Source organism: Bradyrhizobium sp. UFLA05-89 (assembly GCF_059803475.1).
This window is the reverse complement of record NZ_JBANBA010000164.1, coordinates 1-13,352: the sequence shown is the minus strand read 5'-3', so window position 1 is coordinate 13,352 and position 13,352 is coordinate 1. Positions and strand designations below refer to the sequence as shown.

The following is a 13,352-nucleotide window of genomic DNA, read 5'->3' as shown; positions in this document are numbered from 1 at the left end:
CGGCGTTCGAGGGGTGTCCACACCCTCACCGCCGCTTACCCCAGTCGCCGCTTACCCCATAGCATCTGGATCGCCCGGTCAAGCCGGGCGATGACAGTGTCCCTCAGAAATTCACCCGGTTCGAGATTCCGCCGTCCACGACGAGATTTGAGCCCGTCGTGAACGACGACACCGGGCTTGCCAGAAAAACCGCGGCGTTCGCGATTTCCTGCGGCGTGGCCATGCGTCCCGTCGGATTGCGGGCGAGCGTATCCTCGAAGAGTTTGGGCATATTCTGTTCGGCCATGTTCCAGACGCCGCCCTTGAAATAAACGGTGCCGGGCGACACCACGTTGACGCGGATCTTCTTCTTGGCGTGTTGCCGCGCCAATCCCTTGGCCATGTGGATCAGTGCCGCCTTGATCGGGCCGTAGGAGCTCGCCTGGTTGGCCTGCGCCGCCGACACCGACGAGATGATGACAAAGGCCGCATCGCCGCTTTTTTCGCTGCTCGCTTCGAGGAACGGTCGCGCGGCATCGAACGCATGCACGGCGCCAAGCACGTCGAGCCGGAAATTCTGCTCCCATGAGGCGATGTCGTTGCCTTGCGCCATGGCGCCGGCGTTGGAGAACAGCATGTCGATGCCGCCGAGTTCCCTGGCGACGCCGTCGATCCAGGATTTCAGGACCGCTCCATCGGTCACATCGACCGCGCTGCCTGTCGCGCGTACGCCGGTCGCTTTCAATTCGGCCACGGTGGCCGCGACCTGCTCGGCGTTGCGCGCGCACACCGCGACGTTGGCGCCTTCACCGGCCAGCGTCGTCGCAATCGCCCGCCCGATGCCGCGCGTGCCGCCCAGCACGACGGCGCTTTTTCCTTTGAGACCGAGATCCATTGTTGGCTCCTTTTTGTTGGTCGCATGGACTCTAGTCGTTCACGCGACAATGTTGAATTGGTTCTCGACGTCGTAACCCGCGAAAGCGAGGTATCCGGTGCGCCGCGACTTCGCAGTTCTATTACCGGCGTCTCTGGAATACTGGATCATCCGCTTTCGCGGATGATGACAGCGCGCAAGACGGCCGGAGCACAGCTTCACCTCTCACTCCGGCGACGCGCCCACCGGCGGGCCGCCGGGCGGGCGGTGCAGGAAGGTGAGCGATGCGTAGGCGCCGATCCATGAGCCGATGGCGGCGAAGGCGACGTAAGTCGCGTTTTCGGTGTAGCTGATCACGGCGTAGGAGGAGAGCAGGTACCAGATCGCGCTCCAGGTCGCCGCCGGCACGCGCTTGCGCGCCACGACCGCAGAGGTAAACATGACGTAGACCGCGTCGGTGGCGGCGGTCGCGAGCAGTACGGCACCCGCGGTGAGGGGATCGATGGCAGCCATTGCAGTCCTTTCCGTGCTCATGCGATGCTGCCGAAATTATCGGGAGAGCAATCGCCATGCAAAGCCCTGCCGACATTCTCAGGGACATCTGGACCTCCGCGGGCGGCGACGCCGCTGCGCTCGCGCGCGTGCGGCTGAGCGGCGAGGAGCCGCAAATCCCGTCCTCATTCCGCGTCGCGGCGGCAGGCCAGGTCAGCATCGCCGCGGCGGGCCTTGCAGCCGCCGAAATCTGGAGGCAGCGCACGGGCGAGGCGCAGGACGTCGCGGTGGACATGCGCCATGCCGTCGTCGAATGCCGCTCCGAACGTTATTTGCGTGTCGACGACAAGCCGCCGCCACCGGCCTGGGACGCGATCGCAGGAATCTACAAGACCGGCGACGGCCGCTTCGTCCGCTGTCACACCAACTTCCCGCACCATCGCGACGCCGTCTGCAAGGTGCTCGGCTGCGAGGCAGAGCGCGACAAGGTGCAGGCCGCGCTGATGCAATGGAAGGGCGAGGATTTTGAGACCGCGGCCTATGCTGCGGGCGGCGTCGTTGCGCTGATGCGTTCATATGACGAATGGTCTGCACTGCCGCACGCGCGAGCACTGGCCGAGCTGCCGCTCGTCTCGATCGAGAAGATCGGCGAAGCGCCGCCAAAGCCGTGGCCCAAGCTTCGGCCGAAAGGCGACCGCCCGCTCGCGGGCCTGCGCGTGCTCGATCTGTCCCGCGTCATCGCCGGGCCCGTTGCGGGCCGTACGCTCGCCGTCCACGGCGCCGATGTGCTGCTGGTGTCCGGCCCCGAGCTGCCTGGCATTCCATGGCTCACCATCGACACCGGGCGCGGCAAGCTCACGACCTTCATCGAGTTGAAAAGCGATGCGGGCCGCACGAAGCTCCGCGCGCTGCTTGCCGAGGCCGACATCTTTTCGCAAGGCTATCGCCCGCGCTCACTCGCCGCGCTCGGCTTCGCGCCGGAAGATGCCGCGCGCATCAATCCCGGCATCGTCTATGTGACGCTCTCGGCCTATGGTCATGCTGGTCCCTGGGCGGAGCGGCGCGGCTTCGACTCGCTGGTGCAGACCGCGACCGGCTTCAACCACGCGGAGGGGCAGGCCGCCGGCATCGACGGACCGAAGGAATTACCGGCGCAGATGCTCGACCACGCCACCGGCTATCTGATGGCCTTCGGCGCGATGATGGCGAAGGCACGTCAGGCCTGCGAGGGTGGTAGCTGGCACGTGCGCGTATCGCTGGCGCAAACCGGGCGCTGGTTGTGGAATCTCGGTCGGCTCGCGGACGGTTTGAAGACCCCGGATCTTCCGGGGGCGGCTGTACATCCTGCGTTCATAAAGGCCATGCCATCCGGTTTCGGAACGTTGAAAGCGGTCAGCCATTCGGCGATGCTGTCGAAAACCCCGGCCGATTGGCTGCGTCCGGCAATGCCGCTCGGCAGCCATACGCCGGAATGGCCGAGCCGTGGCTGACACGAAGCTGACACAGAACTGACGTCGCAAAATTTTAACGCAAACCGAAAGGCGACCCGCGTTTTTTAGGTTGTCTGAAATCTCAATTCGGCACTATTAGCGCGATCGATGAGGCAGTCATTTTGCTGAAATCATCGCGAGAATGACCAGGCCCCATGTTAGTCAAAAATACCAAGCAATTGCAGGTATTTACCAAGCAACGGCTGATTGCGTCCGTAGTTTTACTGACGCTCGCCGGCGGCGCCTATGCCTACCTCTATGCCGGGGGCAAGGAAAAGAACCATTCGGAAGTCTCCAGCCAATCGCGCAAGAACGCGCAGAACTTCACGCCGACGCCGTCCGAATGGGCGACGCTGTCGATCGAGCCCGTGAAGCAAAAGACCTTCCGCGCCGAATATGTCACCGAGGGCAAGGTCGCGGTCGACGAGGACCGCTCGACGCCGGTGTTCTCGCCCTATGCCGGGCGGGTGACCAAGCTGCTCGTGAAGCCCGGCGAGAGCGTCAAGCAGGGCCAACCGCTGTTTATGATCGAGGCCGCCGACACCGTGCAGGCCCAGAACGATTTCATCACGGCGATCACCTCGCAGAACAAGGCAAAATCGGCGCTCGAGCTCGCTGACATCCAGTTCAAGCGCGCCAAGGATCTCTATGAGGGCCACGCCGTTCCGCTGAAGGACTATCAGCAGGCGGAAGCGACGCAAGTGCAGGCGCAGAACGACATGCGCTCGTCGGTGACCGCGCTGGAAGCCGCGCGCAACAAGCTGCACATCCTCGGTTTCACCGACGAATCGATCAAGGCCTTCCAGGACAAGGGCAGCATCAATCCGGAGATCACGATCTACGCGCCGATCTCGGGCACGGTCGTGCAGCGCAAGATCGGCCCCGGCCAGTATGTCAGCGCGGGCGCCAGTGATCCGGTGTTCGTGATCGGCGATCTCTCGACCGTCTGGCTCACGGCCTTCGTGCGCGAGAGCGATGCCGCCTCCGTCTGCGTCGACCAGGACATTACCGTGAACGTGATGGCGCTGCCGGGCCGTCCCTTCACCGCCAAGATCAATTACGTCGCCGCTGCGATCGACCCCAACACCCGCCGCCTTCTGGTCCGCGCCACCATCGACAACAAGGAAGGCCTGCTCAAGCCGGAGATGTTCGCCAACGTGACGATCTATTCGGCTGGCGGTCGCGGGGCGCCAGCCGTGCCGAAGCAGGCACTGATTTATGAAGGTGACCAGGTCCGCATCTGGGTCGCGCGCGAGGACAAGTCGGTCGAGTTGCGCCAGATCAAGATCGGCCTCGTCAACGGCGATCTCGTCGAAGTCACAAGCAATCTGAAACCGGGCGAACAGATTGTAACCAAGGGCAGCCTGTTCATCGATCGCGCGGCCTCTGGCAGCTAGCGCATGATCATGCGCCGTCAAAACTGCCGCTAGCGCACAGCGAAAAACTGACCTGTAATGGATCGTCTCGTCGCCCTTGCCGTCAATCGCCGCTACCTGATGGTCGGCATGTTCGTCGCCGTGCTGATCGGCGGCCTGATCGCGTTCAACCAGCTCAATATTGAGGCCTATCCCGATCCGACGCCGCCGATGGTCGACATCGTGACGCAGAGCCCGGGCCTGTCGGCCGAGGAGATCGAGCGCTACATCACGATCCCGATCGAGACCCAGGTCGCGGGCCTGAAGAACCTGACGACCATCCGCACCATCTCGCTCTACGGACTGTCCGACGTCAAACTCCAGTTTTCCTTTGCCTACACCTATGACGAGGCGCTCCAGCAGGTCTTGAACCGCCTGGCGCAGCTCGCGCCGCTCCCCGGCAACGTGCAGCCGCAGATCTCGCCGCTGAGCCCGATCGGCGAGATCTTCCGCTACCGCCTGGTCGGCCCGCCGAACTACAGCGTGCTCGACCTGAAGACGATCCAGGACTGGATCCTCCAGCGCCGCTTCCGCGCCGTGCCCGGCGTGATCGACGTCACCGGGTGGGGTGGCAAGACCAAGACCTACGAGCTCCAGGTCGACTTCAACAAGCTGATGGCCAATGGCCTGACGCTGCCGCAGCTGCTCCAGGCAGTGAGCAATTCCAACGTCAATGTCGGCGGCAACACCGTCAACATAGGCTCGCAATCCGCCGTGGTGCGCGGCGTCGGCCTGATCCGCTCGATCGATGACCTCGCCAACACCATGGTGGCGCAGACCGGCGGCAACCCGGTGCTGGTCAAGGACGTCGCGACCGTCACCGTCGGCGAGAAGCCGCGGCTCGGCATCGCCGGCCTCGACGATAGCGACGACATCGTGCAGGGCATCGTGCTGATGCGCCGCGGCGAGCAGAGCACGCCGACCATCAAGCGCGTCGAGCAGCTCGTTGCCCAGATCAACAATTCAACCATCCTGCCGCCCGGGGTGCGCATCGAGCGCATCTACGACCGCAAGGACCTGATCGACCTCACCACTCACACCGTGCTGCACAACATGGTGGTCGGCATTTTGCTGATCGTGCTGTTGCAGTGGATCTTCCTGGGGGATTTGCGCAGCGCATTGATCGTCGGCGCCACCATTCCGTTCGCGCTGTTCTTCGCCGTGATCATCCTGGTGCTGCGCGGAGAGTCGGCCAACCTGCTATCGGTCGGCGCGATCGATTTCGGCCTGATCGTGGACGCGACCGTCATCATGGTGGAGGCGATCTTCCGCCGCCTGACCCAGACCACGCCGCTTTCCGAACTCGAACATGCCTCGCCCGAGACGCTGTTTGGCATGAAGAGCCATGCCATCCTGTCGGCCGCCGCCGACGTGTCGCGCTCGATCTTCTTTGCCGCCGCGATCATCATCGCGGCCTTCCTGCCGCTGTTCACGCTCTCCGGCGTCGAGGGCAACATTTTCGGCCCGATGGCGCGCACCTATGCCTATGCGCTCGCCGGCGGCCTGCTTGCGACCTTTACCGTTACTCCCGCGCTCTCCGCGATCATCCTTCCCGCGCATGTCGAGGAAACCGAGACCAGAGTCATGCTGCTCCTGCACCGGATCTACACGCCGGTGCTGCATTGGGCGGTCAGCAACCGCAATATCGTGCTGGGCGGCGCCATCGGCCTCGTCGTCATGACGCTCGCGCTCGGGCGGCTGCTCGGTCTCGAATTCCTGCCTAAGCTGGAAGAGGGCAATCTCTGGATCCGCGCGACGCTGCCGCCGACCATCTCGCTCCAGGAGGGCAATACCTACGTCAACGAGATGCGCAAGCTGATCCGCGCCCGTCCGGAGGTCGAGTCCGTGGTGTCGCAGCACGGCCGTCCCGACGACGGCACCGACGCGGCCGGCTTCTTCAACGCCGAGTTTTTCGCACCGCTCAAGCCCGCGAGCGAGTGGCCGGGCACTCACGACAAGGAAGAGCTGACCGCGCAGCTCCTCAAGCAGCTCGACGACCACTTCCCGGGCGTCGAGTTCAACTTCTCGCAATATCTCCAGGACAACGTCTCCGAAGCCGTCTCGGGCGTGAAGGGCGAGAATTCTATCAAGCTATTCGGTAGCGACCTCAAGGCGCTGACTGACACTGCCAACAAGATCAAGTCGGTGCTGTCGACGGTGCAGGGCGTCACCGACCTTGCGGTGTTCACCTCGCTCGGACAGCCGACGATCCAGATCGATATCGATCGCGCCAAGGCCGCGCGTTACGGCTTGGCGCCCGGCGACATCAATGCCACCATCAAGGTCGCGATCGGCGGCGACACTGCGGGCGACCTGTACGAGCCGGGCTCGGACCGCCATTTTCCGATCATCGTTCGCCTGGCGCCGGAATACCGCAAAAGCGCCGAGGCGATCCAGAATCTGCGCATCGGCGCGCCCGGACCGAACGGCACTGTCACGCAGATTCCCCTGAGCGAGGTCGCCACGATCAGCCTCGTCTCGGGCGCGGCCTATATCTATCGCGAGCAGCAGGAGCGCTATTTGCCGATCAAGTTCTCGGTGCGCGAGCGCGACCTCGGCAGCGCGATCCGCGAGGCGCAGCAGAAGATCGCCGAGCAGGTGCAGTTGCCGCCGGGCTCGCACATGGAGTGGGTCGGCGAGTACGGCAACCTCCAGGATGCGATCCGGCGGCTGTCGATCGTGGTGCCGATTTCGCTGGCGCTGATCGGCATCCTGCTCTGGTTCAATTTCGGCTCGATGACCGACACGCTGCTCGCCATGAGCGTGATCCCGATGGCGATATTCGGCGGCGTGCTGGGTCTCTTGATCTCCGGCACGGCGTTCAGCGTCTCCGCGGCGATCGGCTTCATCGCGCTATTCGGCATCGCCGTGATGGATGGCATCATCATCATCTCGCAGTTCAACCAGCTGATCGAGGAAGGCCTTGACCGCATGACGGCGGTGGTGCGCACCGGCGAGTTGCAGCTCCGCCCGGTGCTGATGACCTGCGTGGTCGCCGGCGTCGGGCTGCTGCCTGCCGCGCTGTCCGAGGGCATCGGCTCGCAGGTGCAAAAGCCGCTCGCGGTCGTCGTCGTCACCGGCATGATGCTGGCGCCGGTGGTGATCCTGGTGACGCTTCCGGTCCTGATCTCGTTCTTCTCGCGTCGCGCCCGCTGATCCCTGTGGGCATGTGCCCACAAATCCTGCCCACTCGGTTTGTGGTTGACGAAATCCCCCGGCGTTCCTTGATTAGAGGCAAGGGCAACCGCGGGAGAGACGAGCCATGCGGATGGAGGAACACGCGGGCAGGGGAGCCGCCACGGCGGAGCAGATCCTGGGCGAGATCCGGGATTACTGCCGCGCGACCAGAACGGCGGAATCGACCTTCGGCAGGCTCGTCGTCAACGACGGCAAGCTGGTGTCGCGCCTGCGCGACGGCGCCAGGATCACGACCGGCACGCTCGACAAGGTGCGCGCCTATCTCAGCGAGCACCGGCCGGAACAGTCAGGCAGCGCCGCGACCGTCGCGGTGAAGGCGGCCAATGGCGTGGCGCCCGTGCTCGAGGTCGCGCCGCCCGGCTTCCGCTTCTTCGACAATAGGCAGAAATATCTGCTGTTCGTCTCCACCTGTAGCGAGAAGACGGAGGTCGCCAACCGCATCTCGCTGGAAATCTCCAATCTCCAGCCGGCACCGCCGGCGCTCAGGCTGTTCGACGCCGGTTCCGGCGACGGCACCGTGCTGTCGCGGGTGATGCGCGCGCTGCATGCGCGCTTTCCGGCGATGCCGCTCTATGTCGTGGCCAAGGAGATCTCCTACGAAGACGTCCGCATGATGCTGGAGAAGATGGCCGACCGCCTGTTCGAGCATCCCGCAACCGTGCTTGTCGTGACCAACCTCTATTACGGCGAAGCGCCCTGGCTGACGCCGCGCTCGGCGACCGCGGCGCAAGGCTTGCTCTGGAAGGACGTCGCGCTCCAAGGCAACACCGCGCACGGCTTTGCCGAGCAGATCAGCGAGCTCGAGCCCTTCCTCGCCGAGAACTGGCGCGCCGGGATCAGCCCGAAGACCGGCAATCCTGTCTATGTGCGTCCGGTGATTCTGACGCTCAGGCGCGAGGATCATTCCTTCCTGCTCGATCCGATCATGCCGCGTCCCGGCCGCGTGATGGCGGACTACGATCTCGTCATCGCCTCGCAGCCCTATCGTGCCCGCGCCAGCGTCGCGTTCAAGGCCTCGAAGGTCGTAACGCCGCTGGTGCGGTCATTACGTCCCGGCGGCCGTCTGATCGGCATCCATTCCCACGGCCGCGATCCCGGGATGGAGATCATCGACCAGGTCTGGCCCGGCGATGATCCCTTTGGCACCGACCGTTACGCGATCCTGCGCCAGGTCAAGCACGAACTCGGCTCGGCGGCGCGGCACTTCAATTTCAATGCTTCGTCGGATGCGCGCGCGATCTTCCGCTACCGCATGCACACGCTGCCGGATGAAGTCTCGGGCCCGATCGGGACCTCGACACTGTTCGCGGCCTGGAACGCGGCGATCTATGTCGCGCAGATCGAGGACGACAGGCTGTCCGAGGTCGTGCGCGACGGCCGCTATCTCGAGGCCACCGATCGCGTGGTGAGAAAACATGGCGGACTCTGGTTCAACGACGAGACCTATGTGATCTCGCGCCGTCGGGCGCCTGCGTGAACGATCGGAGCACGCGATGACGATGACGCTCGAACAGCTCGAACAGTCCCTATCCGGCGATCTCGCCGTGCTGCTGCCGAAGGCGTCGGTGGAAATCTCCTCGCGCGGGCATCAGCTTGACGAGCTGCGTGATCATTTTTCGCCAGGCATAGATGTCAGCATCACGTTCCTGCCTGGGGACCACTACCAGCACAATGTCGAGACCGCAGCCAGGCTGCGCCGCGCCGGATTCAACCCGGTGCCGCACATCGCCGCGCGCGAGATCGCCTCGCGCGAAGCGCTGGACGATTTCTTCCGCCGGCTGCCCGGCGAGGCGGATGTCCACCGCATCCTCCTGATCGCCGGCGATCTCGCCATCGCCAAAGGGCCGTTCAGGTCGAGCCGTGATGTCGCCGCAAGCGGCCTGATCGAGACGCACGGCTTCTCGCGCGTCAGCGTCGCGGGCCACCCCGAAGGACATCCTTACCTCGACACGGCGCAGACGACGAGATCGCTTGCGGCGTGGCGCGAGTGGGGCAGGGAGCGGCAGATCGCGCTCGATATCGTCACGCAATTCTGCTTCGAGGCCGCGCCGATCCTGAATTGGCTGGGCGAGCTTCGCATCGCGGCCATCGATCTTCCCGTGGTGATCGGCCTCGCAGGTCCCGCGAGCCCCGGCACGCTGATGAAATTTGCGCTCCGTTGCGGTGTCGGCAATTCGATCCGTGCGGTTCGCAACCAGATCGGCCGCTACGGCCGGCTGCTCACCGAGACCGGGCCGGACGAGGTCGTGCGTGGGCTCGAGACAGCACCGAAGGCCGTGACGTCGCCGGTCAGCGGCTTCCATTTGTTCCCGTTCGGCGGTCTTCGCAAGTCAGCGCGCTGGCTGAACGAGCACGCCGGCGTGTCCGACGCCTGTCAGAACCGGTAAAGCTGCGCCGGATTGTCGACCAGGATCTTCCTGCGGATGTCTGCATCCGGCACCCAGACCGGCAGCTGGTTCAGCAGGCGGCCATCGTCGATCTGATAGAGCGGCGCGATGTCGGTGGCCTTTCGTCCCTCCACATGGCTGGAGTCCGGATGCGGCCAGTCGGTGCCCCAGACGATGCGATCGGCATTGGCCGCGATCAGTGCGCGGGCGAACGGCACCATGTCCTGGTAATCCGGCGCGAGCTTCGACGAGCGATAGGCGCCGGAGATTTTCACATAGGCCTTGCCGGATTTCACGAGTTCGAGGAGGTCGGAAAATCCGGGCTGCTCCAGCCCTAGCGATGCCTCCAGGCCGCCGAAATGATCGAACACCGCCGGCACGGGCGCAGCCGTCACGAGGTCCTTGATCGCGGAGATCATCGGCAGTGTGGTGTAGAGCTGGACATGCCAGCCGCGCGACTTCATGCGTTCGACGGCGGCCGTGAAGCGTGCGCGCCCGACATTGGGATCGCTGACGCCGCCGGTTGCCAGATTAATGCGGATGCCGCGGAAGCCGTCCTCTCCCATCGCATCGAGCTGGGCTTCCGTCGTCTTGTCGTCAATCACGGCCACCCCCCGTGCGGTCGCGCCGCGGGCCCTCATGCCGAACAGGGTGGACGAGTTGTCGGTGCCGTAGACGCTCGGCGTCACGATCACCACGCGCTCGATATGCAGCGCCTTGTGCAGCGCCGCCATCTCCTCTGGCGACGCCGGCTCCGGCGTATAGACGCGACCCGCGAAGAAGGGAAATTTCGCGGGATCGCCGTGGATGTGGGTGTGGCAGTCGCAGGCATGGGCCGGGACGTCGAAATTGACTGATGTCGACGGCTGCGACGCCCGGGCATGGGCTTTGCTGGTCATGGTGACTCCGGCAGCCAGGGAGGCGAGCACAACGCTTCGTCGGGTGAGCATGGTTGTCTCCTTGCTTCGTTGTTCCGAGAACGTCGGTGACGATATCACATCAGCCCGGCGATCGCCGCGCGTCGCTGCATAGCTGCTCGACGAGTTCTGCAATCGGCCGCGCGCCATCGACGCGCAAGACCGGGCAGGGCAAGCCCGCAAGCCACGCTTCATGCTTCGCGAGACTGCGGCCTTCACGCTCGCCCGTCTCGTAGTGCGCGGCCCATTCGATAAAGGCTTCGGTTTCCTCGTGGCGCCAGCCATCGGGCGCCACCGCATCAGCGCCGAAATGCGCGGCCTCGCGGGCGCGCAGGCGCGTCAGCCGCACCTCGCGCGGCGTGATCACGAACACGACGAGATCAAAGAACGGGATGAGCGCGTCGCCCCAACCGGTGACGGATCCGCTCAGCACCCAATCAAGACGTGGCAGGAACATTTCGCGCATGAGACGCAGGCGCTCGGGCATGGGGCGAAGCGTCTGGTAGGGCGGTGCCGTCGGCAGCCAGAAATAATCGTCGCTGTCATGATGCGGAAGCGCAAGCCGATCGGCAAGCGCCCGGCCGAGCGTCGTCACGCCGGAGCCTGACGCTCCCGTCAGATGAACGCGGCAGCTTTTCATGGTCACGTCCCGATAACGGCTTGAACCAGGTGGCCAGCGGTTTGACTAATGATCCGCGCTCCCGGATCATCTGTCTCCCACCGGAATCACTTTATGCAAAAATCCTTTGGCAAATTCAAAGCGGGCGTCTCGGCCGCCGCTGTCCTCGTCGCGCTGTTCGGTGTCTATGGCTTCCGCAAGATTCAGGCGCTGGCGGCCGATCCAGCCGGTCCAAAGGACTGCCGTGCCGCGGATGACATCGGCGAGCGAGGCAGGAGCGACCTTGAAAAGGTGAGGGCGATCGCGCCGCTTCAGGGCGTGAAGTGGTCCCAGCTCGGCGGCAGCCTCAATGATGCGAGCTGCCTCAACCGCACCGAAATCTACGGCATGGTTGAGGTGCATACCGTCGATGATATTACAAAAACTCTCGCCTTCGCGCGCGAAAACAAGCTGCCGGTGACGACGGCTGGCGTGCGCCACTCCATGGGCGGCCAGGCCTTTCGCAGGGGAGGCATCGTGCTGGACATGCGCAATTTCAACCGCATCACGCTCAACGAAGCGGCGCGCAGCGTCACCGTGCAGCCGGGCGCGACATGGCATGACATCCAGATCGCGCTGCATCCGCGCTTTGCGGTGCGCGCGATGCAGTCGACCGACATCTTCAGTGTCGGCGGTTCGATCTCGGTCAATGCCCACGGCATGGACCATCAAGCCGGCGCGCTGGCCCGCTCGATCAAGACGATGAAGGTGATGCTGGCCGACGGCTCGATCCAAAGCGTCTCGCCGACCGAGAACCAGGAGCTGTTCAACCTCGTCGTCGGCGGTTATGGCCTGTTCGGCGTCATCGTCGAGGCCGAGCTCGATATCGCCGACAACACGGTCTACCAGACCGGACGGCGCGTGCTCGACTACAAGGCCTTCCCGGCGCTGTTCGCGGGCGAGATCGAGAAGGACACCAATGTCGGCCTGATGTACGGCCACCTCTCGACCGCGCCGAGCAGCTTCTTGCAGGAGATGCTGCTCTACACCTACACCAAGGTCGACGGCAGCGATTTCGCGATCGAGGAGCTCGGCGAGGTCACCAGCACGAAGCTCAGGCGGCTCACGATCAACCTCTCCAAGCAGGGGCCGTTCTTCCAGGAGCTGAAATGGCTCTCGGAGAAGCACATCGAGCACCGGATGGAGACCTGCACGGTCACCCGCGCCAAGGCGATCGCCTCGGGCGAAGCCTGTCTCGTCAGCCGCAACAATCCCATGCACGACTCCGTGCCGTACCTGCGCAATGCCTTGCAGGACGAGACCGACATCCTCCACGAATACTTCATCCCGCGCAAAAACTTCGTCGCCTTTGTCGACGGCATGCGCAGGATCATGCTCGACAACAAGACCAATCTCCTGAACGCCTCCGTCCGCGTGGTGCACAAGGAGGAGAACTTCCTCACCTATTCGCCGGAGCCGGCGTTCTCATTGGTGCTCTACATCAACCAGCCGACGGACGATGAGGGCAACCGCCGCATGAAGAAGGTGACGGAAGAGCTGATCGACCTCACCATCGCCAACCAGGGGCGCTTCTTCCTGCCGTACCAGCTCTATTATTCACGCGACCAGCTCGAGAAATCCTACCCGCAGATCGACGACTTCTTCGCCGCCAAGCGCAAGTACGACCCGGCCGGTCTCTTCACCAACACGATGTATCAGAAATACGGCTCGTAAGGCACGATCCGGACAAGTGTTCAGCAGTCTTCCCTCGCGACAAACGCGGAACACGTTTGCGCGGAGATCGTGCTCCGCAAATAAAGCCTACCAGGCCGTGTACTCATAACCGTCGGTGAAACCAACGAAGGCTACGTCCGCTTTCGCGCGGTTAGCGACCAAGTTCGTGCGGCCGCGCAACATGTCGCAAAGGGCCGATTCCGTTGAAAAAGGGCGGCAGTAATCCGATGTATTGGCGTCAGCGGCGATGCGGCCGAGCGGCTGTGTC

General features: G+C 64.1%; 11 protein-coding genes. 6 read left to right on the top strand and 5 right to left on the bottom strand.

Annotated features, from left to right (window positions below; genetic code table 11):
- Positions 1-103: 103 nt before the first annotated feature.
- The gene (locus SO139_RS42935) at positions 104-874 is read right to left on the bottom strand and encodes an SDR family NAD(P)-dependent oxidoreductase (RefSeq protein ID WP_449379555.1); all 771 of its coding nucleotides are present in this window, start codon (positions 872-874) and stop codon (positions 104-106) included.
- Positions 875-1,078: 204 nt separating this feature from the next.
- On the bottom strand, positions 1,079-1,366 hold the full coding sequence (locus SO139_RS42930; protein WP_449379628.1) for a hypothetical protein: 288 nt from the start codon (positions 1,364-1,366) through the stop codon (positions 1,079-1,081).
- A 56-nt stretch (positions 1,367-1,422) separates the two neighbouring features.
- Here SO139_RS42930 and SO139_RS42925 point away from each other — a divergent pair, with 56 nt between their 5' ends.
- The 5 genes from SO139_RS42925 to SO139_RS42905 all read left to right on the top strand — a co-directional run bounded on the left by SO139_RS42925 (position 1,423) and on the right by SO139_RS42905 (position 9,835).
- On the top strand, positions 1,423-2,835 hold the full coding sequence (locus SO139_RS42925) for a CoA transferase (protein WP_449379554.1): 1,413 nt from the start codon (positions 1,423-1,425) through the stop codon (positions 2,833-2,835).
- A 155-nt stretch (positions 2,836-2,990) separates the two neighbouring features.
- The gene (locus tag SO139_RS42920; RefSeq protein ID WP_449379553.1) at positions 2,991-4,232 is read left to right on the top strand and encodes an efflux RND transporter periplasmic adaptor subunit; all 1,242 of its coding nucleotides are present in this window, start codon (positions 2,991-2,993) and stop codon (positions 4,230-4,232) included.
- 57 nt (positions 4,233-4,289) lie between these two features.
- Positions 4,290-7,406 (top strand): efflux RND transporter permease subunit, encoded by a 3,117-nt coding sequence (locus SO139_RS42915; protein ID WP_449379552.1) that lies wholly within the window; start codon positions 4,290-4,292, stop codon positions 7,404-7,406.
- Between the two features lie 106 nt (positions 7,407-7,512).
- A complete protein-coding gene (locus SO139_RS42910; RefSeq protein WP_498541930.1) occupies positions 7,513-8,925 on the top strand; it encodes a hypothetical protein in 1,413 nt (470 codons plus the stop codon).
- A 16-nt stretch (positions 8,926-8,941) separates the two neighbouring features.
- Positions 8,942-9,835, top strand: a complete 894-nt coding sequence (locus SO139_RS42905; protein WP_498541929.1) for a methylenetetrahydrofolate reductase — start codon at positions 8,942-8,944, stop codon at positions 9,833-9,835.
- Here SO139_RS42905 and SO139_RS42900 read toward each other — a convergent pair.
- Both SO139_RS42900 and SO139_RS42895 read right to left on the bottom strand, forming a co-directional pair.
- Positions 9,823-10,785 carry an amidohydrolase family protein gene (locus SO139_RS42900; RefSeq protein WP_498541928.1) on the bottom strand — a complete coding sequence of 321 codons (963 nt, stop codon included), beginning with the start codon at positions 10,783-10,785 and terminating at the stop codon, positions 9,823-9,825. The genes SO139_RS42905 and SO139_RS42900 overlap by 13 nt on opposite strands.
- Positions 10,786-10,834: 49 nt before the next feature.
- Complete coding sequence (locus SO139_RS42895; RefSeq protein ID WP_449379548.1) at positions 10,835-11,392, bottom strand: P-loop NTPase family protein; 558 nt, start codon at positions 11,390-11,392, stop codon at positions 10,835-10,837.
- A gap of 93 nt (positions 11,393-11,485) precedes the next feature.
- Here SO139_RS42895 and SO139_RS42890 point away from each other — a divergent pair, with 93 nt between their 5' ends.
- Positions 11,486-13,084 (top strand): FAD-binding oxidoreductase, encoded by a 1,599-nt coding sequence (locus SO139_RS42890; protein WP_498541927.1) that lies wholly within the window; start codon positions 11,486-11,488, stop codon positions 13,082-13,084.
- A gap of 87 nt (positions 13,085-13,171) precedes the next feature.
- Here SO139_RS42890 and SO139_RS42885 read toward each other — a convergent pair.
- On the bottom strand, positions 13,172-13,352 hold a 181-nt coding region (locus SO139_RS42885), incomplete at its 5' end, for a hypothetical protein (protein WP_449379546.1).